The organism is Pseudomonas vranovensis DSM 16006 (genome assembly GCF_000425805.1).
GTDB classification, from domain to species: Bacteria; Pseudomonadota; Gammaproteobacteria; order Pseudomonadales; family Pseudomonadaceae; genus Aquipseudomonas; species Aquipseudomonas vranovensis.
The window spans coordinates 138413-162618 of record NZ_KE384457.1; the positions used below are offsets into that span (position 1 = coordinate 138413).

General features: G+C 61.6%; 18 protein-coding genes. 11 read left to right on the forward strand and 7 right to left on the reverse strand.

All coding sequences use genetic code 11. The features are described from left to right. Positions 1 to 45: 45 nt before the first annotated feature. Entirely contained in the window at positions 46 to 1974 is a 1929-nt protein-coding gene (locus H621_RS0124555) for a transglycosylase SLT domain-containing protein (protein WP_028945917.1), read from the reverse strand. A 221-nt stretch (positions 1975 to 2195) separates the two neighbouring features. Here H621_RS0124555 and H621_RS0124560 point away from each other — a divergent pair, with 221 nt between their 5' ends. Further along, complete coding sequence (locus H621_RS0124560) at positions 2196 to 4106, forward strand: ATP-binding cassette domain-containing protein (protein WP_028945918.1); 1911 nt, start codon at positions 2196 to 2198, stop codon at positions 4104 to 4106. Between the two features lie 42 nt (positions 4107 to 4148). On the opposite strand, the gene H621_RS0124565 is transcribed toward H621_RS0124560, so the two are convergent. Beyond that, entirely contained in the window at positions 4149 to 4592 is a 444-nt protein-coding gene (locus H621_RS0124565; protein WP_028945919.1) for a universal stress protein, read from the reverse strand. A gap of 109 nt (positions 4593 to 4701) precedes the next feature. On the opposite strand from H621_RS0124565, the gene H621_RS0124570 reads away from it, so the two are divergent. The 7 genes from H621_RS0124570 to H621_RS0124600 all read left to right on the forward strand — a co-directional run bounded on the left by H621_RS0124570 (position 4702) and on the right by H621_RS0124600 (position 12982). Beyond that, complete coding sequence (locus H621_RS0124570) at positions 4702 to 5139, forward strand: hypothetical protein (protein WP_028945920.1); 438 nt, start codon at positions 4702 to 4704, stop codon at positions 5137 to 5139. Between the two features lie 511 nt (positions 5140 to 5650). After that, a complete protein-coding gene (fadB, locus tag H621_RS0124575) occupies positions 5651 to 7798 on the forward strand; it encodes a fatty acid oxidation complex subunit alpha FadB (RefSeq protein ID WP_028945921.1) in 2148 nt (715 codons plus the stop codon). Between the two features lie 29 nt (positions 7799 to 7827). Further along, entirely contained in the window at positions 7828 to 9003 is a 1176-nt protein-coding gene (gene fadA, locus H621_RS0124580; RefSeq protein ID WP_028945922.1) for an acetyl-CoA C-acyltransferase FadA, read from the forward strand. Positions 9004 to 9080: 77 nt separating this feature from the next. Further along, positions 9081 to 9332, forward strand: coding sequence for a DUF1653 domain-containing protein (locus H621_RS0124585; RefSeq protein WP_028945923.1), 252 nt, complete (start codon positions 9081 to 9083; stop codon positions 9330 to 9332). A gap of 100 nt (positions 9333 to 9432) precedes the next feature. Then, complete coding sequence (topA, locus tag H621_RS0124590; RefSeq protein WP_028945924.1) at positions 9433 to 12045, forward strand: type I DNA topoisomerase; 2613 nt, start codon at positions 9433 to 9435, stop codon at positions 12043 to 12045. Positions 12046 to 12176: 131 nt separating this feature from the next. Beyond that, positions 12177 to 12698, forward strand: a complete 522-nt coding sequence (locus tag H621_RS0124595) for a DUF6586 family protein (protein ID WP_028945925.1) — start codon at positions 12177 to 12179, stop codon at positions 12696 to 12698. A gap of 50 nt (positions 12699 to 12748) precedes the next feature. Next, entirely contained in the window at positions 12749 to 12982 is a 234-nt protein-coding gene (locus H621_RS0124600) for a hypothetical protein (RefSeq protein WP_010226971.1), read from the forward strand. 64 nt (positions 12983 to 13046) lie between these two features. On the opposite strand, the gene sulA is transcribed toward H621_RS0124600, so the two are convergent. Next, positions 13047 to 13529: an SOS-induced cell division inhibitor SulA gene (gene sulA / locus H621_RS0124605; protein WP_028945926.1), complete on the reverse strand. Its 483-nt coding sequence runs from the start codon at positions 13527 to 13529 to the stop codon at positions 13047 to 13049. Between the two features lie 12 nt (positions 13530 to 13541). Further along, positions 13542 to 14150, reverse strand: a complete 609-nt coding sequence (gene lexA / locus H621_RS0124610; protein ID WP_028945927.1) for a transcriptional repressor LexA — start codon at positions 14148 to 14150, stop codon at positions 13542 to 13544. A gap of 231 nt (positions 14151 to 14381) precedes the next feature. Between lexA and H621_RS0124615 the strand changes: the two genes are divergently transcribed. From H621_RS0124615 to nagZ, 3 genes are read left to right on the forward strand one after another with little or no spacing between them, the layout of a single operon-like run. Further along, positions 14382 to 15095, forward strand: a complete 714-nt coding sequence (locus tag H621_RS0124615) for a TetR/AcrR family transcriptional regulator (protein WP_028945928.1) — start codon at positions 14382 to 14384, stop codon at positions 15093 to 15095. Positions 15096 to 15141: 46 nt separating this feature from the next. Next, positions 15142 to 15666: a L,D-transpeptidase gene (locus H621_RS0124620; RefSeq protein WP_028945929.1), complete on the forward strand. Its 525-nt coding sequence runs from the start codon at positions 15142 to 15144 to the stop codon at positions 15664 to 15666. A 22-nt stretch (positions 15667 to 15688) separates the two neighbouring features. Further along, positions 15689 to 16687, forward strand: coding sequence for a beta-N-acetylhexosaminidase (gene nagZ / locus H621_RS0124625; RefSeq protein WP_177431076.1), 999 nt, complete (start codon positions 15689 to 15691; stop codon positions 16685 to 16687). 63 nt (positions 16688 to 16750) lie between these two features. Here the strand turns inward: nagZ and H621_RS27530 are convergent, their stop codons facing one another. From H621_RS27530 to mfd, 3 genes are read right to left on the reverse strand one after another with little or no spacing between them, the layout of a single operon-like run. Continuing rightward, complete coding sequence (locus H621_RS27530) at positions 16751 to 20062, reverse strand: DEAD/DEAH box helicase (protein ID WP_084168036.1); 3312 nt, start codon at positions 20060 to 20062, stop codon at positions 16751 to 16753. Between the two features lie 4 nt (positions 20063 to 20066). Continuing rightward, positions 20067 to 20630 (reverse strand): CsiV family protein, encoded by a 564-nt coding sequence (locus H621_RS0124635; protein WP_028945931.1) that lies wholly within the window; start codon positions 20628 to 20630, stop codon positions 20067 to 20069. 10 nt (positions 20631 to 20640) lie between these two features. Then, on the reverse strand, positions 20641 to 24090 hold the full coding sequence (gene mfd / locus H621_RS0124640) for a transcription-repair coupling factor (RefSeq protein ID WP_028945932.1): 3450 nt from the start codon (positions 24088 to 24090) through the stop codon (positions 20641 to 20643). Positions 24091 to 24206: the final 116 nt, after the last annotated feature.

Genomic DNA, 24206 nt, shown 5'->3' on the forward strand with positions numbered 1-24206 from the left:
AGCCGAACGAGATCGCGGGGCAAGCCCCGCGATGTTTTCATTCAATCACTGATCGTCAAAATACCGCTCATGCCAGTCAACCAGCGGCTGAGGTGAATTGAGCTTTTGCCCGTAGATAACCGAGTACGACAGTACGTTCTGCACGTATTGGCGGGTTTCATCGAACGGGATCGACTCGACCCACACATCGAAACTCAGGTGGTCGGCGCCACGCAGCCATTGCCGCACACGTCCCGGGCCGGCGTTGTAGGCCGCGGAGGCGAGCACCCGGTTACCGTTGAACTGACTATGCACCTGGCTCAGGTAGGCTGCACCCAGCTGGATGTTCTTGTCTGGATTGAACACCTGTGCCGGTGAGGCTAAGGGGATGCTGAACTTTCGCGCGGTTTCCTTGGCGGTGGCCGGCATCAATTGCATCAGGCCACTGGCGCCGACGCTGGAGCGCGCATCCTCCATGAAGGCACTTTCCTGGCGTGTAATGGCAAACACCCAGCTCGAATGCAGGCCGCGCACCTTGGCTTCGCGGACCAGGGTGTCGCGATGGGCCATTGGGAAACGGATATCCAGATCATCCCAATACTGCGCCTGGCTGATGGTGCGAATGGCCGGGAAGTACCAACGCATGTCATAGGCAAGCCTGGCCTGGGCAACCATTTCATCACGGTTGAAATGGCGGCTGACGTAGTACCACTCGCGACGTCCGTCGACGATCTGGCCGCGGGCATGGAACTCCAGCGCACGGCGGATGCCAGGGGTGTTGCGCACCTTGTTCATCAGGGCCTGGCTCAGCACCAGTGGCTTGTTGTTGAGCTGATACGGGGTCTGCGTGCGGTCGGCGGCGAGGAAGCCGTAGAAGTCACGCTCGCGGGCGACCGTCTTGTACAACATTGGAATCTGCGGGTTCTTCGGCTGGGCCAACTCAAGGCTGCGGGCCTGCCAGTAGCGCCAGCGGTTGCTGCTGGCCAGGTCCTGGGGCAGGCGCGTGGTCAGCTCGTAGGCATCCTCCCAGCGGCCCAGGCGCAGCAGCAGGCGCAGTCGCCATTCGGTGACGGTGTTGTCGCGCAGCTCAGGGTCGTAGCGGGTCATCAGGTCGAGGGCGCGCGGGTCGTACCGGCGGGCCAGGGTCAGGCCGATTTCCCGGGCGATGGCGACTTTTTCATCGCGGGAGAAATGCATGCGGTTGGCGTAGTCGTCCAGCAGGCCCATGGCACGTTCAGGGTCCTGGCGTGCCAGGCGCCGCAGGCCCAGGCTGACCACGTCGGACATGGCCTCGTTGACTGGCACGAAACGGCTCGGCTGATTGAGCAATTGCGGTTTTTGCGCCACGTCCACCAGCAGGCGACCCTGAGGGGCGAGGGTGGTGAGGTCTTTGGTCAGGGCGGTGGCCAAGGCATAGTTGCGGGCCTGGGCAGCCAGCTTGATACGCTCCCAGCGCTTCTGTTCGGTGAGCTGGCCTTCGGCGGCCCAGCGATTGAACAGGGCGTCACAGGCGGCCGGTTGCGACTTGCCCACCAGCCAGAGCTTCTCGGCGGTGGCGAAGCCTTCGGCGCGCTGGCCGTGGCTCAGTTGGTACTGACCATTGAGGCAATCGAGCTCGGTGAAGTTCAGCTTGGGGTCGTAGTAGCGGTTGAAGGTCGCCCAGTCGCCACGCTCGGCCAGCCAGCGCAACCAGCGCAATTTCATCCAGTTGGACTGGGGCAGGTCGCCATGGGCGGCGAGGAACTTCTCGATTTCTTCATTGCTGGCGCTTTTGAGTCGAGCGGTCAGCTCGTCGTAGGCGAGGTAGGGCGTCAGGGGGTAGTCGCGCAGCGCCTGGGCATAGCGCAGGTACGGGCCCTTGTCGCCTTTGGCCAGGGCGCGCTTGGCCTCGTCATAGTATTGGCGTTGTACGGTGATATCGGTGGCCTGGGCGACGCTCGCCGCGCAGGTCGAGAGAAGCAGGCAGGAAACTAGGCTGAACAGGCGGCTGCGCATGAGACTTCCGGGCAGTTTGACCATGAAAAGTGACGGCGGAGCCAGCACTGTTGGGGTTACGTTGCTTAAGCTTAGCCGTTTGCCGCCGGCGGATGAAAGCATTGTGCTTGTATCGAGTTGTAATCGGGCAGTCTGTCGTCGGAATAGTCTGTAGGAGCGCCTGCTTAATGTGAAGCCGGCCCAAGTCGGGTAGAATGCGCGCCCTGTTTTTGGAGAAGATCATGACCCTGCTCAAATTAAGCGATGTGTCCCTTGCGTTCGGCGCCATGCCGTTGTTGGACAAGGTGTCCTGGCAGATCGCCCGTGGTGAGCGGGTGTGCATCATCGGCCGTAACGGTACTGGCAAATCGAGCATGCTGCGCCTGGTCAAGGGTGACCAGAAGCCTGATGACGGTGATGTCTGGCGTGCCCCGGGGCTCAAGATCGGCGAGCTGCCGCAGGAGCTGCCGGTGGCCGATGGCCGTACGGTGTTCGATGTGGTTGCCGAAGGCCTCGACGGCGTCGGCGCCTTGCTGGCCGAATACCACCATCTGAGCCAGAACATCCATAGCGATGCAGACCTGGAAAAGCTCATGCACGTCCAGCACGACCTGGAAGCGCGTGATGGCTGGCGTCTGCAGCAGCTGGTCGACAGCACCCTGAGCCGCTTACAGCTGCCGGCCGACAAAACCCTGGCCGAGCTGTCCGGTGGCTGGCGTCGCCGTGTTCTGCTCGCTCAGGCGCTGGTGTCCGAACCCGACCTGCTGCTGCTTGACGAGCCGACCAACCACCTGGACATCGGCGCCATCGCCTGGCTCGAAGAAGCCCTCAGCGGTTTTGGCGGTGCGGTGCTGTTTATCACCCACGACCGTTCCTTCCTGCAAAACCTGGCCACGCGCATCCTCGAACTGGACCGCGGCGGCCTGATCGACTGGAATGGCGACTACGCCAGCTTCCTGGTCCACAAGGAAGCCATGCTGGCGGCTGAAGAGACCGCCAACGCCCTGTTCGACAAGAAGCTGGCCCAGGAAGAAGTGTGGATCCGCCAGGGCATCAAGGCCCGGCGTACCCGTAACGAAGGCCGTGTGCGCGCACTCAAGGCGCTGCGGGTAGAGCGCAGCGAACGCCGCGAGCGCACCGGCAAGGCCAACATCCAGCTCGATGTTGCCGAGAAGTCCGGCAAGCAGGTCATGGTGCTGGAGAACGTCAGCTTCAGTCACCCGGGTGGCCCGCAGCTGGTGAAGGATTTCTCCATGGTCCTGCAGCGCGAGGACAGGATCGGCCTGCTCGGCGCCAACGGCACCGGCAAGACCACCTTGCTCAAGTTGATGCTCGGTGATCTTGAGCCCACCAGCGGCAAGGTCGAGTCCGGCACCCGCCTGGAAGTGGCCTATTTCGACCAGTTGCGCCATCAGTTGGACCTGGAAAAGACCGTGATCGACAACTTGTCCGAAGGTCGCGACTTCATCGAGATCGACGGGCAGAACCGTCACGTGTTGAGCTACTTGGGCGACTTCCTGTTCAGCCCGCAGCGTGCGCGTACACCGGTCAAGGCGCTGTCTGGCGGCGAGCGTGCGCGCTTGTTGCTGGCCAAGCTGTTCAGCAAGCCTGCCAACCTGCTGGTGCTGGACGAACCGACCAACGACCTGGACGTGGAAACCCTCGAGTTGCTCGAAGAGGTGCTCTCGGCGTTCAAGGGCACTGTGCTGATGGTCAGCCACGATCGGGCCTTCCTCGATAACGTGGTGACCAGCACCCTGGTCTTTGAAGGCGAAGGCAAGGTGCGTGAGTACGTCGGTGGGTATCAGGACTGGATTCGCCAGGGCGGTTCGCCGAAGCTGCTCGGTGTCTCCGAGAGCAAGTCGGGCAAGTCGGAGCTGAACACTGCCGTAGTCGAAGCCGTTGCACCGGTTCCGGCGGCTGCCGAGGCACCCAAGAAAAAGCTCAGCTACAAGCTTCAGCGTGAGCTTGAAGCCTTGCCAGGTCAGATTGACGAGCTGGAGCAGAAGATGGCAGCGGTGCAGGAAGAGATTTCCGATCCAGCCTTCTACCAGCGCCCAATCGACCAGACCAGCGCCGTGCTGGCGCGCCTGGAGCAGATGCAGGCTGAACTGGATGTCCTGGTGGAGCGCTGGGCCGAACTGGACAGCTGACGAGAAAGGCCCGACGCATGATCTTGCGTCGGGCCTTTTGCGTTACTCGGCTTTTTTCTGCAGGCGTACGGCAAGCACATCGCACGGTGCGCCGTGCAGCACGTCGTTGGCCGTGGAGCCCAGCAGCAGGGCCAGGCCGTGACGGCCGTGGCTGCCCACCACGATCAAGTCGCAGTTCTGGTCCTTGGCCAACTGGTGGATTTCCTGGCGAGGCTGGCCGTAGGTCAGGTGCGAGTCGCCGCGGTTGATCTCAGGGTACTTGTTGAATAGGCGGTCCATGCGCTCCTTGGCCTGGTCGAACTGTTGCTGTTGCAGTTGCGAGAGGTCCATGGGTACATCGCCACCAAAGGCCATGGCCATGGGCTCGACGATGTGTACCAGAGAGACCTTGGTGCCCGCGGGTGTAGCCAGTTCACGGGCGCGCTTGATGACCGGGTCGCATTCTTCGGTCAGGTCGACGGCAACCAGAATATGTTCGTAGGGCATGAGTAGCTCTCCTGACAGTTGCATTGGTTCAAGTATGGTCGGTTTCAGGCTGATCGCTGCAAACCCCGGCTAACCAGCTCATTTGCAAAGCTTTATGGGAACAACAGATATGACGGTCTGGCTAGTGGTGTCAATCCTTGCGCTGATTTTGAGTCCTCTGGCCTGGTTGCGCCCTTCGCGTAATCAGAGTGGTCGCATGGCCCTGCGCATGGAAGCCCGACGTATGGGGCTGAACATGCAACTGACGCCTCAGGAGTGGCCACACTGGCTGCCCAAGGAGCCGCCAAGCCCTTGCGCACGGTACGTGCGGCCGCGGCGCCAGGGCAGGGCAGACAGCTGGAGCTACTGGCAGACCATGCCCGGTACCTGGCTCAATCAATGGCGCGAACCCTGCGCCGATCCGGTCTTGATGGAACAGTTCACGCGGCTTCCCGAAAGCGTCTACAAGGTCGAAGCCGGGAAGCAAATGGTTGCGCTTTATTGGGGCGAACGCGGCGAATCGGCTGTGTTGCAGGATATTGCCGAAGTATTGAAAGCCCTGGCCTGATTCGCCCACTGGAATACCGTCCAATAAAAAGCCCGATTCACGCATCGGGCAGACGGGCCAGGCAGGCCGGTGTAGTGTTTATTTCCTTCCAGTGTAGCGGGCGCCACGCTACCTGCCGCTTTTTTGATTTCCTTCTTGGTGCGCGCTGGCGCATGTCCATCCTGCGCACGCAGGTGTAAGCCTTTGACCACTATCGTCGCGATGAATACGGCCTGATCACCGATGCAGGTGTTTGCTCGCGAACAGCGAATAATGACCGCAAAGTCGCGTTTTCAAGCTGCTTTTGGGTATTTGACAACAGCGATTTTTTCGTTGAATGTGTGCGTACCCAAATCAAACGGGCGTATGAATTGAGCGTTTGTATTGTCAGAAGGCTCTTACAGAATCCCGACTATCGCGCTGACGGGTGTGCCTGGCGCAAGGATTCGGCAAACAGCGGCCTATGGCCGGCCGGGTCTTTCACCAGCGTTCGGCGTGTACAGTTCAGCTTCCATATCGTGGAGATCAGTTGATGATTTACGAAGGTAAAGCCATCACGGTTAAGGCTCTTGAAAGCGGCATCGTCGAACTGAAGTTCGACCTCAAGGGTGAGTCCGTCAACAAGTTCAACCGTCTTACCCTGAACGAATTGCGTCAGGCCGTAGACACCATCAAGGCCGACGCCTCTATCAAGGGCGTGATTGTCAGCAGTGGCAAAGACGTGTTCATCGTCGGCGCGGACATCACCGAGTTTGTCGATAACTTCAAGCTGCCCGAGGCCGAACTGGTCGCCGGCAACCTGGAAGCCAACCGGATTTTCAGCGACTTCGAAGACCTGGCCGTGCCAACTGTTGCCGCGATCAATGGCATCGCCCTGGGCGGCGGTCTGGAAATGTGCCTGGCTGCCGACTATCGCGTCATGGCTACCAGCGCCAAGATCGGCCTGCCGGAAGTCAAGCTGGGTATCTACCCAGGCTTCGGCGGCACCGTGCGCCTGCCGCGCATCATCGGTGCCGACAACGCCATCGAGTGGATTGCCGCCGGCAAGGAAAACCGTGCTGAAGACGCACTGAAAGTCGGTGCCGTCGATGCCGTGGTCGCCCCTGATCTGCTGCAGGCTGCGGCCCTGGACTTGATCAAGCGCGCCATCAGCGGCGAGTTCGACTACAAGGCCAAGCGCCAGCCCAAGCTGGAAAAACTCAAGCTCAACGCCATCGAACAGATGATGTCCTTCGAGACCGCCAAAGGTTTCGTGGCCGGCCAGGCCGGCCCTAACTACCCGGCACCGGTCGAAGCGATCAAAAGCATTCAGAAAGCGGCCAACTTCGGGCGTGACAAGGCGCTGGAAGTCGAAGCCGCAGGCTTCGTCAAGCTGGCCAAGACGTCGGTTGCCGAGAGTCTGATCGGCCTCTTCCTGAATGACCAGGAGCTCAAGCGCAAAGCCAAGGCCCACGACGAAATCGCTCGTGACGTGAAGCAGGCTGCCGTACTCGGCGCCGGCATCATGGGTGGCGGCATTGCCTATCAGTCGGCGGTCAAAGGCACCCCGATCCTGATGAAGGACATTCGCGAAGACGCCATTCAACTGGGCCTGAACGAAGCCTCCAAGCTGCTCGGCGGCCGCGTTGAAAAAGGTCGCCTGACCCCGGCCAAGATGGCTGAAGCGCTGAACGCGATTCGCCCGACCCTGTCGTATGGCGACTTTGCCAATGTCGACATCGTGGTCGAGGCCGTGGTCGAGAATCCGAAAGTCAAGCAAGCAGTATTGGCTGAAGTGGAAGGCCAGGTGAAGGACGATGCCATCCTGGCTTCCAACACCTCGACCATCTCCATCAACCTACTGGCCAAGGCTCTCAAGCGTCCGGAAAACTTCGTCGGCATGCACTTCTTCAACCCGGTGCACATGATGCCGCTGGTGGAAGTCATCCGTGGCGAGAAGTCCAGCGAAGTGGCCGTTGCCACCACCGTTGCCTACGCCAAGAAAATGGGCAAGAACCCGATCGTGGTCAACGACTGCCCGGGCTTCCTGGTCAACCGCGTACTGTTCCCGTACTTCGGCGGTTTCGCCAAGCTGGTCAGCGCCGGCGTCGACTTCGTGCGTATCGACAAGGTCATGGAAAAATTCGGCTGGCCGATGGGCCCGGCCTATCTCATGGACGTTGTTGGCATCGACACCGGCCACCATGGCCGCGACGTGATGGCCGAAGGTTTCCCGGACCGCATGAAAGACGACCGTCGTTCGGCCGTCGATGCACTCTACGAAGCCAATCGCCTGGGCCAGAAGAACGGCAAGGGCTTCTACGCCTACGAAACCGACAAGCGCGGCAAGCCGAAGAAGGTCGCCGATGCGTCGGTACTCGAAGTGCTCAAGCCAATCGTCTACGAGCAGCGTGAAGTCAGTGACGAAGACATCATCAACTGGATGATGGTGCCGCTGTGCCTTGAAACCGTTCGTTGCCTGGAAGACGGTATCGTCGAAACCGCCGCCGAAGCCGACATGGGTCTGGTCTACGGCATCGGTTTCCCTCCCTTCCGTGGCGGCGCGCTGCGCTACATCGACTCGATCGGTGTGGCCGAATTCGTTGCCCTGGCAGACAAGTACGCCGATCTGGGTCCGCTGTACCACCCCACCGCGAAGCTGCGTGAAATGGCCAAGAACGGCCAGAGCTTCTTCGGTTAAGCGCCCAACGATAGAGAGCGAGAGAATATATGAGCCTGAATCCAAGAGACGTGGTGATTGTCGACTTCGGTCGCACGCCGATGGGCCGCTCCAAGGGTGGCATGCACCGCAACACCCGCGCCGAAGACATGTCTGCGCACCTGATCAGCAAGGTGCTGGAGCGTAACACCAAGGTCGACCCCAACGAGGTCGAGGACGTGATCTGGGGTTGCGTCAACCAGACCCTGGAGCAGGGCTGGAACATCGCCCGCATGGCGTCGTTGATGACCCAGATCCCTCACACCGCGGCCGGCCAGACTGTCAGCCGCCTGTGCGGCTCGTCCATGAGCGCCCTGCACACTGCAGCCCAGGCGATCATGACCGGCAACGGCGACGTATTCGTTGTCGGCGGCGTCGAGCACATGGGGCACGTCAGCATGATGCACGGTGTCGATCCGAACCCGCACATGTCGCTGTACGCGGCCAAGGCGTCGGGCATGATGGGCCTGACCGCCGAGATGCTGGGCAAGATGCACGGCATCAGCCGTGAGCAGCAGGACCTGTTCGGCCTGCGTTCGCACCAGCTCGCCCACAAGGCGACGGTCGAAGGCAAGTTCAAGGATGAAATCATCCCGATGCAGGGTTACGACGAGAACGGTTTCCTCAAGACATTCGATTATGACGAAACCATCCGTCCGGACACCACCCTGGAAAGCCTCGCGGCGTTGAAGCCTGCCTTCAACCCCAAAGGCGGTACCGTAACTGCCGGTACGTCTTCTCAGATCACCGACGGTGCCTCGTGCATGATCGTGATGTCGGCCCAGCGTGCCCAAGACCTGGGCATTCAACCGCTGGCCGTGATCCGCTCCATGGCGGTGGCCGGTGTCGACCCGGCAATCATGGGCTACGGTCCGGTGCCGGCGACCCAGAAAGCGCTCAAGCGCGCTGGCCTGACCATCGCCGACATCGACTTCTTCGAGCTCAACGAAGCTTTCGCCGCACAGGCCTTGCCGGTGCTGAAAGATCTGAAAGTGCTCGACAAGATGGATGAGAAGGTTAACCTGCACGGCGGCGCCATCGCCCTGGGTCATCCTTTCGGTTGCTCTGGTGCGCGGATTTCCGGCACTCTGCTCAACGTCATGAAGCAGAATGGCGGGACCTTCGGTGTCTCGACCATGTGCGTCGGCCTGGGTCAGGGCATTACCACCGTCTTCGAACGCGTCTAAGCGTTTCGGGGAAGGAAGCCGGGGCCTTGTGCCCCGGTTTTTGTTTTTGCGGATTTTTTTTCAAGAGGGCGAGCAACATGCAGATACAACCAGGCGTTTACCGGCATTACAAAGGGCCTGAGTATCGTGTGTTCGGCACCGCGCGCCATTCCGAAACCGAGGAGTGGGTGGTGTTCTACCAGGCCCTGTATGGCGAGTTCGGGCTTTGGGTTCGACCACTTTCGATGTTTCTGGAGTCGGTCGAGGTTGACGGCGAGCAAGTGCCGCGCTTTGCTTTGGTCAAGGCTGAACCCGAGCTGTTTTCGCGGCCCGATGCCGAGGGCGGATAAAGCCCCGCGCTTGACCTCACTGTATTGCCACTATATATAGCGGTGCCGCGTCAGGTACCTGCCGTGTTTTTATTTTCAGTATTCAGGAAATTTCCGATCCATGGGCAAATCGCTGGTCATTGTGGAATCCCCGGCTAAGGCCAAGACCATCAACAAGTACCTGGGCAGCCAGTACGTGGTGAAGTCGAGTATCGGCCATATCCGAGACCTGCCCACCAGCGGTTCGGCCAGCGCCAGCAAGGAGCCTGCCGCCAAGCGCGGCAAGGCCGCCGCAGGCGAGGCGCCGGCCCTGTCGCCGAAAGAGAAGGCGCGCAAGCAGCTGGTTGCACGCATGGGGGTTGATCCGGATCACGGCTGGAAGGCCAAGTACGAGATCCTCCCGGGCAAGGAAAAGGTCATCGACGAACTGCGTCGCCTGGCCAAGGATGCCGACACCATCTATCTCGCAACCGACTTGGACCGCGAGGGGGAAGCCATTGCCTGGCACCTGCGCGAAGCCATCGGCGGTGACGACAGCCGCTACAAGCGCGTGGTGTTCAACGAAATCACCAAGAAAGCCATCCAGGAGGCGTTCTCGCAGCCGGGCGAGCTGGATATCGATCGGGTCAACGCCCAGCAGGCGCGTCGCTTCCTCGATCGTGTGGTTGGCTACATGGTCTCCCCGCTGCTGTGGCAGAAAATTGCCCGTGGCCTGTCTGCCGGTCGCGTACAGTCGGTTGCGGTGAAGCTGGTGGTCGAGCGTGAGCGTGAAATTCGCGCGTTCATCCCGGAAGAATACTGGGAAGTGCATGCTGACCTGGGTACCGCCAAGGACGCCAAGGTGCGTTTTGAAGTGGCTCGGGAGAAGGGCGAGGCCTTCAAGCCGCTGAACGAAGCGCAAGCCATGGCGGCCCTGGAGAAGCTCAAGGCTTCCAGCTACACCGTTGCCAAGCGTGAAGACCGTCCGACCAGCAGCAAGCCCTCGGCCCCGTTCATCACCTCTACCCTGCAGCAGGCGGCGAGCAATCGCCTGGGCTTCGGGGTGAAGAAAACCATGATGATGGCCCAGCGTCTGTACGAAGCCGGTTACATCACCTACATGCGTACCGACTCGACCAACCTCTCGGTCGATGCGGTTGAAATGGCCCGCAGCTATATCGAAAGCGAGTTCGGCAAGAAGTACTTGCCTGAAGCTCCGATCGTCTACGGCAGCAAAGAAGGTGCCCAGGAAGCGCACGAAGCGATCCGCCCTTCGGATGTGAACACCCATCCGACCAAGCTCAGTGGCATGGAGCGTGATGCCGAGCGCCTGTACGAGCTGATCTGGCGTCAGTTCCTGGCCTGCCAGATGCCGCCGGCCCAATACCTGTCGACCACCGTCAGCGTCACCGCCGGCGACTTCGAGCTGCGCGCCAAGGGCCGCATCCTCAAGTTCGACGGTTATACCCGCGTACTGCCACAACAGAGCAAGCCGGGCGATGACGACGTGCTGCCGGAGATGAACCAGGGCGAAGTGCTCAAGCTGATACAGATCGACCCGAGCCAGCATTTCACCAAGCCGCCTGCGCGTTACTCCGAAGCGAGCCTGGTCAAGGAAATGGAAAAACGCGGCATTGGCCGTCCTTCCACCTACGCGGCCATCATCTCGACCATTCAGGACCGCGGCTATGTGACCCTGCACAACCGTCGTTTCTATTCCGAGAAGATGGGCGACATCGTTACCGAGCGCCTGTCGGAGAGCTTCTCCAACCTCATGGACTACGGCTTCACCGCCGGCATGGAAGAGAACCTCGATGATGTTGCCCAGGGTGAGCGTGATTGGAAGAACGTGCTGGACGAGTTTTACGGCGATTTCAGCAACAAGCTGAAACTGGCCGAGGATGCAGAGAAGGGCATGCGTGCCAACCAGCCGACCCTGACCAACATTCCGTGCAAGGATTGCGGTCGGCCGATGATGATCCGTACTGCGTCCACCGGTGTCTTCCTTGGTTGCTCGGGCTACAGCCTGCCGCCCAAAGAGCGTTGCAAGGCCACGGTCAACCTGGTTCCGGGTGATGAAATTGCAGCGGATGACGAGGGTGAGTCGGAATCGCGCGTGTTGCTCAACAAGCACCGTTGCCCGATCTGCTCCACGGCCATGGATGCTTACCTGCTCGACGAAAAGCGCAAGCTGCATATCTGCGGTAACAACCCTGATTGCACCGGCTACGAGATCGAAGAAGGGAACTACCGCATCAAGGGTTACGAAGGGCCGAGCCTTGAGTGCGACAAGTGCGGTAGTGAGATGCAACTCAAGACAGGTCGCTTCGGCAAGTTCTTCGGTTGCACCAACGCAGAGTGCAAGAACACCCGCAAGCTGCTCAAGAGCGGCGAGGCGGCGCCACCCAAGATGGATGCGGTGAAGATGCCGGAACTCAAGTGCGAGAAGGTCAATGATACCTACGTGCTGCGTGATGGTGCTTCGGGCCTGTTCCTGGCGGCCAGCCAGTTCCCGAAGAACCGCGAGACCCGTGCGCCACTGGTAATCGAGATCATTCCTCACAAGGATGAAATCGACCCGAAGTACCACTTCCTCTGCGAAGCCCCGAAGAAAGACCCCGACGGTCGTCCGGCAGTCATCCGCTATAGCCGCAAGACCAAGGAGCAGTACGTGCAGACCGAAGTCGAGGGCAAGCCGACCGGCTGGCGCGCCTTCTACGATGGCAATGCCTGGAAGGTCGAAGACAAACGCTGATCGGGCGTAGTTGATGCAATCGCGGGGCAAGCCCGCTCCTACTGTGGGAGCGGGCTTGCCCCGCGATGCTTTTCAGCCCTGTACTAGTGTAAATTGGCTCATCGCCTTGCATCCTATCGGAGGGCTCCCAGATGGCCCAGGAACTCTATACCCGTACCAACCAGAAGATCTATTTTGCGGGCCTTGCCCTTGAGGCCTTGGGCAGAGCACAGGAAAGCCGGGCCATGAACGCCCAAGCGCTGATTCAGTCAGAGCGCGAATCAGCGCTGTTCCATCTGTATGGCGCACTGCTTGGCCTGTGCCATGAGATTGCCGGGTTCTATCGTTTGCCCCAGGCGAGCGCACCCCGTGCCGAACTGCTGTTGACGCGTGAAGTGCTGGAGGCCGTGGCGATTCCGGAAATGGCCGAGCTAGTCGAACTGGCCGAGCAGCGGGAGACCTGGCTGGCGCAACTACTAGCAGCTTATGCCGATTTGTTCCGACCGCCGGTCGCGAAAAAAGCGCCGAAAAACGACGTGACCCAGCCCCTGATTCAGGCGGTGAGCCTGGACGAGCCCGAGGTAGCGCCGCTGTCGCGAGAAGAACTGGAAAGCTGGAGACAGAACCTCAAGGGCCTCACTGTTCGTTTTCGCGAGGGCTTGAGTGAGTGCTGATTGAGGCGGTCGCTGGTACAATGGTGGCCTTTCGTGGAGAACTGCCCTTTATGCCAACGTCCTTTCTAGAAATTGTCGAGTTGCCTGATGGCCGGATCGAGTTGCGCCGCGCCGAGGACGAAGGCTCCCTGGTAACCCTGGATTTCTCCGAGGACGCCAAGGCTTTCCTGCAAGGTCAGCATGTTGAAGTGGCCAAGGCCATGCTCAGCGTAGGCGTGCAGATGGCTGGCAAGCTTGTAGAAGGCGAAATCGAGCGAGACGAGGGGCCGCGCGTCCTGCATTGATCATCCTGCCGGCCTCCTCGTCCTGAGGAAGCCTGACGAAGCCCATGTAAATCAAGCCTGATTATCAGCCGAGGCGGATGTTCAGGCTTTGTGCGTCTCCGGTGCGGGCGGCGATGCTCAGTTGTTGGCGAGCACTGCTGCTGACCGTATTCAGCCAGCTGACCACGGTATGGCTGCGGCCCAGTCGCAGGGCATCGCAGGCCAGTTGCAGGGCGCTCTGGTTGCCGCGCGGTTGCAGCAACAGGATGCGCTCGCGATTGAGGCCGGCGTCGCGTAGCCACGCTTGGGTAAGAATGGCTGGCGGGGCAATCAGGGTCAGCCAACGGGCGTCCTGCTCTTCGCTCAGCTCGCTCAGTTCACGCAGCATGGGGGCCAGGAGGTTCTGGCAGCTTCCCAATGCGCCACGAAAGGACAGTTCGCTGAAAACCTGCGCCGTACCTGCGTGGGGTGCTGGTTTGGCGGCTTTCAGTCCGGGCAGAACTGGCTGGGCCAGGAACGCTTCGAACAGGGGCAATTGTGCTTGCTGTGGTGCATGGGGGAACTGCATGACGCCTCCTTTTTACCGGCGAATGACGCCGACACTCAAGCCCTCGATCACCAGCTCCTGATCTTTCAGGTTGACTTCGATGGGGGCGAACTCAGGGTTCTCGGCAATCAGCCAGACTTTGTTGCCTTCGCGCTTGAAGCGCTTGACCGTGACTTCGTCACCCAGGCGGGCGACCACGATCTGGCCATTGCGGGCTTCGCGGCAGGTGTGTACGGCGAGCAGGTCGCCATCGACAATGCCGACGTCCTTCATGCTCATGCCGTGAACGCGCAGCAGGTAGTCGGCCCGGGGATGGAAGAAGGCCGGATTGATGTTGCAGGATTCTTCGATATGTTGCTGGGCGAGAATAGGGGCGCCGGCAGCGACGCGACCAATGATTGGCAGGCCGTTGTCTTCGGCTTTGGCCTCGACGCCGGGGATGCGGATGCCGCGGGAAGCGCCGGGGGTCATTTCGATCGCGCCCTTGCGGGCCAGTGCCTTGAGGTGTTCCTCGGCGGCATTGGGCGATTTGAAGCCCAGCTCCTGGGCAATTTCGGCGCGGGTGGGCGGGAAGCCGTTGTCTTCCAGGCAGCGCTTGATAAAAGCCAGAATCTCAGCTTGGCGTGGCGTCAGTTTTAGCATGTTGATCGCTCTGTCTTTTTATACAGTGACTGGGATTATATACAGTAGATGGCAAGCTGCAAGCGCCAAACTGCAAGAAAGGGCGGGGTGGCCTCGCCAGCAGTGGAGAGCTTGTCGGTTGAGGGTATGATTTAATACGTGACCGTGTAGCCGCAAAACGGCTGCGCAGGCTTGACAAATCACCGCTTTGAAACGTATGTTTCAAACAAGTGTTTGTCAGGCGGAGTAGTCATGGCCCAGTCGGAAACCGTTGAACGCATTCTCGATGCTGCCGAGCAGTTGTTCGCGGAAAAAGGTTTTGCCGAAACCTCATTGCGGCTGATCACCAGCAAGGCCGGCGTCAACCTGGCGGCGGTGAACTACCATTTCGGCTCGAAAAAGGCTCTGATTCAGGCGGTTTTCTCGCGTTTCCTTGGCCCGTTCTGCACCAGTCTCGAGCGTGAGCTGGAGCGTCGCCAGGCTCGACCGGAAAATAAGCCAAGTCTTGAAGAGTTGCTGGAGATGCTGGTCGAGCAGGCGCTGGTGGTACAGCCTCGCAGCGGCAACGACCTGTCCATTTTCATGCGTCTGCTGGGATTGGCCTTCAGCCAGAGCCAAGGGCACCTGCGCCGCTACCTTGAAGACATGTACGGCAAGGTGTTCCGCCGCTACATGCTGCTGGTCAACGAGGCAGCTCCACGCATTCCTCCCATCGAGCTGTTCTGGCGCGTGCATTTCATGCTCGGTGCCGCGGCCTTCAGCATGTCCGGGATCAAGGCACTGCGTGCGATTGCCGAAACCGACTTCGGCATCAATACCTCGATTGAACAGGTCATGCGCCTGATGGTGCCGTTCCTTGCTGCCGGCATGCGTGCCGACAGTGGCGTTACGGACGAGGCGATGGCTGCAGCCCAGTTGCGCCCACGCAGCAAATCGTCCAGCGCACCGGTGGCTGCCAAGGCCTGATTCAACGGCTGGGCGCCGCCGGCCGCATCGGCTAAGCTAGCGCCCTATGCCGAGTCTCGATCTACTGCACATCTCCCTCGCCGATCAATGCCTCTACGGGTTTTCCCGGGGGCAACTGTGCCTGCGCCTGCCGGTATCCACGGCGTTGAGTGGTGCCGGTGAGCGTAGCGGCTCAGGCTGTACGCCGCGTGGCCTGCATCAGGTGCGGGCGAAAATCGGGGCGGGCTTGCCGCAGGGCGCGGTGTTGCGCGGGCGGCGTTGGACCGGCGAGACCTGGACCCCGGCCCTGCATGCGCTGCACCCCGGACGCGACTGGATCCTCTCCCGGATCCTCTGGCTCAGCGGTTGCGAGCCAGGGCTGAATCGCCTGGGGCCGGTTGACACCTTCCGTCGTTATATTTACCTGCACGGCACGCCCGACAGCGAACCAATGGGCGTGCCGTTGTCCCATGGCTGTGTGCGCTTGCGCAATGCCGACCTTTTGTACCTGTTCGATCGCGTGCCACTGCATTGCCTGGTGCGGATCGAAGAAGCCGCATGCCCCCTATGGGCCGCTGCGCCCCTGAATTGAAGGATCATTTATGAGTGCCAGCCTGCAAGGCTCCTTGATGGTGGACATCGCCGGTACCTGGCTGACCGCCGAAGATCGCCAGCTTCTGCGCCAGCCTGAAGTGGCCGGTCTGATCATCTTTGCCCGCAATATCGACTGTCCCCGCCAGGTGCGTGAGCTGACTGCCTCGATCCGCGCCATTCGCCCCGACCTGATCCTGGCAGTGGACCAGGAGGGCGGTCGGGTCCAGCGCCTGCGCCAGGGCTTCGTGCGCCTGCCAGCGATGCGTGCGATCGCCGACAACGACAATGCCGAGTGCCTGGCCGAGCAGTGCGGCTGGTTGATGGCGACCGAAGTGTTGGCGGTAGGCCTGGACCTTAGCTTTGCCCCCGTGCTGGACCTGGACCACCAGCGTAGCGCGGTGGTCGGCAGCAGGGCATTCGAGGGTGATCCTCTGCGCGCAACAGCCCTGGCCGGTGCCTTCATCCGCGGCATGAAGGCGGCGGGCATGGCGGCCTGTGGCAAGCACTTCCCGGGGCATGGCTGGGCCGAGGCCGACTCTCATGTGGCCATTCCGACCGATGAGCGCAGCCTGGAGCAGATTCGCGCGGCTGACCTGGTGCCGTTCGCGCGCCTGGGTGGGCAATTGGCTGCAGTCATGCCGGCCCACGTGATCTACCCGCAGGTCGACAACCAGCCGGCCGGTTTCTCGCGCCGTTGGCTGCAGGACATCCTGCGTGGTGAGCTGGGCTTTGATGGGGTTATTTTCAGTGATGACTTGTCGATGGCCGGGGCTCATGTCGTGGGCGACGCTGCCAGCCGCATCGAGGCGGCACTGACTGCGGGGTGTGACATGGGGCTGGTGTGCAACGACCGTGCAGCGGCTGAACTGGCCCTGAGCGCTGCCCAGCGCCTGAAGGTCAAGCCGTCGCCACGTATCGCGCAAATGCGCGGTCAGGGTTTTGCCCGTACGGACTATCGCCAGCAGCCTCGTTGGCTGGAGGCGCTTGGGGCGCTCAAGGAAGCGCAGTTGGTAGACTGATGCAAGCAATCGCGGGGCAGGCCTACTCCTACCGGGTAGGAGCGGGCCTGCCCCGCGATGTTTTCAGCCTTTGCGAGGCCCCGGCAAAGGCGCAAACAGCGCGTCGATATCTTCTGCCGCCAACCGCCAGTCTCCGGCCTGGCGTCCATCCAGTACCCCGGCCGCCAATGCAGACTTCTCCTGCTGCAGTTGCTGGATCTTCTCTTCCACCGTGCCTCGGGTGATCAGCTTGTAGACGAACACCGGCTTCTCCTGGCCAATGCGATACGCACGGTCCGTGGCCTGGTTCTCGGCGGCCGGGTTCCACCAGGGGTCGTAATGGATCACGGTATCGGCAGCGGTCAGGTTCAGGCCCACGCCGCCGGCCTTGAGGCTGATCAGGAAAATCTGCAACCGGCCATTCTGGAAGTCCTGTACCGGTGCACGGCGGTCACGTGTTTCGCCGGTCAGCAGGGCATAGGCAATGCCTCGCTGCTCAAGCTCGGCCTCGATCAGTCGCAACATGCTGGTGAACTGTGAGAACAGCAGCACGCGGCGTCCTTCGGCGAGCAGTTCTTCGAGCATCTCCATCAGGCTGGTGAGCTTGCCCGAATGGGCGCCGCGGGCCGTCGATGCCTCGCTGTTTACCAGGCGCAAGTCGCAACAGACCTGGCGCAGCTTCAGCAGCGCTTCAAGAATGATGATCTGGCTGCGGGCGACACCTTTGCGGGTGATTTCGGCGCGTACTTTCTGATCCATGGCCAGGCGCATGGTCTCGTAGACATCGCGCTGGGCATCACTGAGTTCGACCCAGTGGATCATCTCGGTCTTGGCCGGCAACTCGGTGGCCACCTGCTCCTTGGTGCGGCGCAGCAGGAACGGTTTGATCCGGGCGTTGAGGTGTTGCAGACGCTCGTTGTTACCCTGGCGTTCGATCGGTGTACGGTAGTCGCGGTTGAAGGCCTTGGCGTCACCCAGCCAGCCTGGCAGCAGGAAGTGGAACAGTGACCACAACTCGCCCAGGTGGTTTTCCAGTGGCGTGCCGCTCAGGCACAGACGCTGGCGGGCTTCGAGCTGGCGCGCGGCCTGGGCAGCCTTGCTGCCTGGGCTCTTGATGTATTGGGCTTCGTCGAGAATCAGTACATGCAGCTTCAGGCCCTTGAAGTGCTCCAGATCTTTGGGCAGCAATGCGTAGGTGGTCAGCAGCAGGTCATAGTCTTCCAGCTTGTCGAACTGCTTGCGCCGCCCGAGGCCTTGCAGGGCCAGCACGCGCAGGCCGGGCGCAAAACGCGCCGCTTCGTCCTGCCAGTTGGGAATCAAGCTGGTCGGCATCACCACCATGGCCGGGCGAGTGAGGCGACCGGCGTTCTTCTCGGTCAGCAGGTGTGCCAGGGTCTGCAGGGTTTTGCCCAGGCCCATGTCGTCGGCGAGGATACCACCCACTTCCAGTTCGCGCAGGGCCTGCATCCAGCTCAGGCCTTCCAGCTGATAACTGCGCAGCGTGGCGTTGAGGCCTGCCGGGACCTGTGCCGGCTGGCGGCGGATATCACGCAGGCGTTCGCCCAGGTTGCGCATTTGTTCGCCGCCCTGCCAATTCAGCGGTATGTCTTCCAGGGCGTTGAGTCGGGTGGCGTCAAGCGTTGGCAGGCGCACGCTGGCTTCGCCCGGTTCGCGCAGGTAGAAATCGCCAAGTGTCGCCAATACCGGCTTCAACCGGCCATACGGTAGTGCCACTTGCAAGTTGCGGCGTACCTCACCCTGTGGGGCGGGTATCTGCAGCAGCAGGCTTTCGTCGTCGCGCCGCTTGTTCAGTTGGGCGGGGTTGAGCAGTTCCGGGTGGGCGCGCAGCACGTTCAGCAGGATGGGCAGCAGGCTCAGGCGCTGGCCGTTGACCTCGATACCCACTTCCAGGTCGAACCAGTCGCGTCCGCTGGCCTCGTCGATATGGGCGTACCAGTTGTCGACTTCGGCCAGGTTGAAGGCGAAATCGTCGGTGTATTCGATCTCCCAGCCTTGCTCGCGCAAGCTTGGGACGTCATTGAGCATGAAGCGTAGCCAGGCACCTTCGGTTGCCAGCTCCAGGAGCTCGCCTGCGCTCTCCGGCAGTGCCTTGCTCTGGCGAGTGGCTACTTTGAAGCCCAGGCGCAACAGTTTCAGGCGAATCAGCTTTTCGGCTTCAGCCTGGCGCTGGATGCGCAGGTTGGTATTGCCGTCAAGGCGGGTGACTTCGGTGCCTTGGCGGCCGCTGGCGCGAATGCCGTCATACACAAAGGAAAGTGCAGCGCGATGCTGGTGCTGGCGTTGCATCCTCCCCGATTGCGGCACATAAGCGCTGAACTCGTGGCTGCCCAGAATCAGGTGGGGCGTGGGGGCAATACCGTCGATGATTGTCTCGCTCAATGTTCTAGGGGTGGGGATCTGCCGGTTGAGGGTCTGGATCCGCTGGCTGAAACTGACTACCTGGCTTTCAGGCACCGGCGGCGCCATGGCGAGGGAGGAGGCAATCATTTCATCATAGTCGTGGCTGAGCAGCCCAACCCGGCCTTGTTCGGCTTCAACGTAGTGCAGCGGCTGCAGCGCCAGTACCCGCTTGAGCATTTTGCCCTGGTGGTACCAGCAGCCTCTGTATTGTTCACCCTCGAGTTTTTCCCAGCGAAATTCGCCTGTCAGGGGCGGGCCTGGTTTGAGGGGCTCTTCATCTCCCGGCAGGAACAGGCGCCCGGTGGCAAGGGCATGTTCGAGCAGCTCGGCGCCTTCACTGCCTTCGAGTGGTACGCCGCTCGAAAGCGCGCCAGGGGGTGTTCTGGCGACCACCAGGCGTAAGAATTTGGCATCGTTTTCTTGGGGGGCGGCGTTCTGCCGGAGAATTTCGTGCGGGTATAGGATCGGCCTGAGGTCGGTGAAACGGCCATTCTTGAGACGCTTGCATTTGTACGGTGTGATGGTGGCGTTGCCGCTCGAGTTGAACTCAAGTTCATACATCAAGGTGCGGGCGCTTTGCCCGGCGGGCTTTTCAGCGTCGGGGGCAGCTACCGTCAGGCGCTCCAGCCAGCGCTCGAGCGTAGGGCTCAGTTGCTCTCCCTGCGCTCCCGTTGGCTCTTCGGGCAGATCCATCAGGGAGAACAAGGCTGCTACGCAGTGCTTGCAGTCGAAACCGACTGGGCAGGTGCAGGTGGTGTCGAGCGACGTGTAGTGTTCGCTTCCCTTTACGCGAATGTGCTGGGTGTAGTTGTTATCACCTGAACCGCGACAGGTCGACGTAAGCCTGTGGGGCTCCAGTGATATCACCGTTACCCGGTGCTGATCGGCATACTCGAACCCTCTTTCCAGTGCCCTGGGGTGGAAGGCGAAGGTCCAGTCGCTATCTTCGAGCAGCTGTCGCAGCTTTTTCGGCATCAGGCTACTGCTCCATCATCTCCGGCGCAGGAACGGGTGCACTGACTGGCCGATTGGCGGTCACCTTGAGCAGCAGCGCCAGGTGGCCGCCATCGAGGAAGGTCAATTCGCCGTTCTTTACCGTACTGTTGCTCTGCTTGAGCTGTTCGCTCTGGATCACGCTGCCGTTACTGTCGAACTGGTTGACCCAAAAGCTGGCGTCGACGGCGATGAAGCGATCTTCCGTCACGCTCAGGTTGCCCTCGATGGGAAACTGGCCGAACTGTTCCTCGCCTTCGCTGATGGCCACGGCGCCGGCATCCTGCTGCCAGGCCTTGTGCAGCAGCACGGTGTACTGGCTCGGGTCGGCGGCAAGCTTGGCGGCCTCATCGGTCATCAATGGCTGGCGCATGTCGCCTTCGGCGGGCGCCTGGGCGCCGTTGCTCCAGTCTTCGGGGGCAAACTGGCTGGTAATTGCCGGCACGGCGTTCTGCCGCACCAGAATCATTTCGACCTGATAGACGCCTTCAGCGAAGGCCGCCGGAGCGAACAAGGCCAGCAGCAGGGTCAGGCAGCGAATGGCACGCATGGATCTTCCTTCACGCAGATTGTGGGGTCAGGCGCTCGAACAGCGCCTCGAGGTTGTTGAAGCGTTCTTCCGGGCGCTCCATAGGCACCATGAACTTGAACTGGGTGGCGCCTTCGAACTTGTAGCGTTTGGGCTGGCCCTGGATCAACTTGATCAGCACCAGTGGGTCGACCGGAGTCTGGGCTTCGAACTCGATCTTGCCACCGTTGGGGCCGGCATCGACCTTCTTGATGCCGAGCTTTTCGGCCTGCAGCTTGAGCAGGGTCAGGCGCACCAGGTTCTTGGTTGGCTCCGGCAGCAGGCCAAAGCGGTCGATCATCTCCACTTGCAAGTCCTTGAGACCGTCTTCGTCTACCGCCGAGGCGATGCGCTTGTACAGGATCAGTCGCGCATGCACATCCGGCAGGTAGTCCTCGGGAATCAATGCCGGCAGGCGCAGGTTGATTTCCGGGCCGCCGCCCAGGGGCTGGTCGAGGTTGGGCTGGGTGCCCTTGCGGATGGCCTTGACCGCGCGCTCGAGCATTTCCATGTACAGGGTGAACCCCACCGCCTGGATCTGTCCGCTCTGGCCTTCGCCGAGCAGTTCGCCAGCGCCGCGGATTTCCAGGTCGTTGGTGGCCAGCACGAAACCTGCACCCAGGTCCTGGGTGTTGGCGATGGCTTCCAGGCGCTTTTCGGCGTCCGGGGTGATCTGCTGGCGTGGCGGGGTGAGCAGGTAGGCGTAAGCCTGGTGGTGGCTGCGCCCGACCCGGCCGCGCAACTGGTGCAGCTGGGCCAGGCCGAACTTGTCGGCCCGCTCGATGATGATGGTGTTGGCGCTGGGCACGTCGATGCCGGTCTCGATGATGGTCGAAGCGATCAGCACGTTGAAGCGCTTGTGGTAGAAGTCGCTCATCACCTGTTCGAGTTCGCGTTCGCGCATTTGCCCGTGGCCGATACCGATACGTGCCTCCGGCACCAGTTCGGCGAGGTCGGCGGCGCATTTCTCGATGCTCTTCACATCGTTGTGCAGGTAGTAGACCTGGCCACCGCGCAGCAGCTCACGCAGCAGCGCTTCCTTGACCGTGCTCTTGTTCTGCTCCATCACGAAGGTGCGCACCGACAGGCGCCGCGCTGGCGGGGTGGCGATGATCGACAGGTCGCGCATGCCGGCCACAGCCATGTTCAAGGTGCGCGGAATCGGCGTCGCGGTGAGGGTGAGAATGTCGACCTCGCTGCGCAAAGCCTTGAGCTGTTCTTTCTGGCGCACACCGAAGCGGTGTTCCTCGTCGATGATCACCAGGCCCAGGTCCTTGATCTTGACGTCATCCTGCAACAGCTTGTGGGTGCCGATGACGATGTCGATCTTGCCTTCGGCGAGGTCGGCGACTGCGGCAGCGACTTCCTTGGGCGACTTGAAGCGGCTCATCACTTCGACGGTCACCGGCCAGTCGGCGAAACGGTCACGAAAGCTGTTGTAGTGCTGCTGGGCGAGCAGGGTGGTGGGGACCAGGATGGCCACCTGGCGACCGCCGTGGACGGCGATGAAGGCAGCGCGCATGGCGACTTCGGTCTTGCCGAAGCCGACGTCGCCACAGACCAGGCGGTCCATGGGCTTGGCTGCCAGCATGTCGTCGCGAACGGCTTCGATGGCGCTTTGTTGGTCCGGTGTTTCTTCGAACGGGAAGCCGGCGCTGAAGGTGGCATAGTCGGCCGACGGATCGGCGAAGGCATAGCCTTTGCGCGCTGCGCGACGGGCATAGATGTCGAGCAGTTCGGCGGCGACGTCGCGCACTTGTTCGGCAGCCTTGCGCTTGGCTTTCTGCCAGGCCTCCGAGCCCAGGCGATGCAGCGGTGCCAGGGCGTCGTCGCTGCCGGTGTAGCGGGCGATCAGGTGCAGGTTGGCCACCGGCACGTAAAGCTTGGCGCCCTCGGCATATTCCAGGGTGAGGAATTCGGCGGCCTGGTTGTCGATCTCCAGGGTCGCCAGGCCCAGGTAGCGGCCCACGCCATGGTCGATATGCACCACCGGCGCGCCTTCGCGCAATTCGGTGAGGTTCTTGATGACTGCATCGTTGTTGCCGTCGCTGCGTTTCTCCCGGCGCCGGCGTTGCATCACCCGCTGGCCGAACAGCGGGCTCTCGGCGACCAGGGCGATCGCTGGCGCGTCCAGCAGCAGGCCTTCATCCAGCGGCGCGATGGTGATCGCCAGGCGCTCCTTGCCGGCAACGAAGGCGCTCCAGCTGTCGACCGTCTGCGGGCGCAGCTTCAGGCGTTCAAGCAGCTCGAGCAGCACTTCGCGGCGGCCCGCCGATTCGGCGGTGAACAGCACGCGCCCTGGGAACTGGTCGAGGAAGTTCGACAGTGCTGCCAGTGGCTGGTTGGCCTTGGCTTCGATGGCAAGGTTCGGCAATGCCTGGGCCGGGAAGCGCTCACGGCCAGCGCCACGGTCCAGGTCATCCTGGCTGACCACTACACGCGGCCAATTCTTCAGTCGGGCAAAGCAGTCTTCCACCGGCAGGAACAGCTCGGCTGGCGGCAGCAGCGGGCGCGCAGGGTCGATGCGACGCTCCTCGTAGCGATTGCGCACATCGCTCCAGAAGTGCTCGGCAGCCTGTTCCACGCCCGGCAGCGAGAACACCTGGGTGTCCTGGGGCAGGTAGTCGAACAGGGTTGAAGTCTCTTCGAAGAACAGCGGCAGGTAATACTCGATACCCGCCGGGGTGATGCCGCTGGAGAGGTCCTGGAAGATCGGGCTGCGGCGGAAGTCGACGTCGAAGCGCTCGCGAAAGCGCGCCTTGAACTGGGTCACGGCGTCTTTTTGCAGCGGGAACTCGCGGGCCGGCAGCAGGCGTACGGAGTCGACCTTGTCGATCGAGCGCTGGGTCTCCGGGTCGAAGGTGCGCAGGGTTTCGATCTCGTCGTCGAACAGGTCGATCCGGTAAGGCAACTTGCTGCCCATGGGGAAGAGGTCGATCAGCGCGCCGCGTACGGCGAACTCACCGTGTTCGTAGACGGTATCGACGCAGCGGTAGCCGCTGGCTTCCAGGCGCAGGCGCATCTGTTCGACATCGAGCTTCTGGCCGATGTCCAGCACCAGGCTGCTGCCGAGCAAAAAGCGCGTGGGCGCCAGGCGGTGCAGGGCGGTGGTGATCGGCACCACGAGAATGCCGTGGTCAAGCTCCGGCAGCCGGTACAGGCTGGAGATGCGCTGGGAGATGATGTCCTGGTGCGGCGAGAACAGGTCGTAGGGCAGGGTTTCCCAATCGGGGAAAGGCAGCACCGGCAGTTCGGGCGCGAAAAAGCGCAGCTCCTGCTCGAGCCGGTCAGCACTCTGGCTGTCGGCGGTCAGTAGCAGGGTGAAGCGCTTGGCGGCGCTGGCCGCCTCGGCGATGGCCAGGCTCAGGGCGGCGCCCGGCAGGTTGCCCCAGGTTTGTTTGCCGGCAGTGGCCGGCAGGTGCGGTAGACGCAGAACAGGCACGGGAGGTCGAGCTCCAAGCGTTGCGACAAAGACGCCAATTGTACCGGGCGCAGGCCCGTGCTGTCAGGTTTGCGCAGGCTAAATCCATGCAGTGAAGCATCAGCGACAGGCGCTCA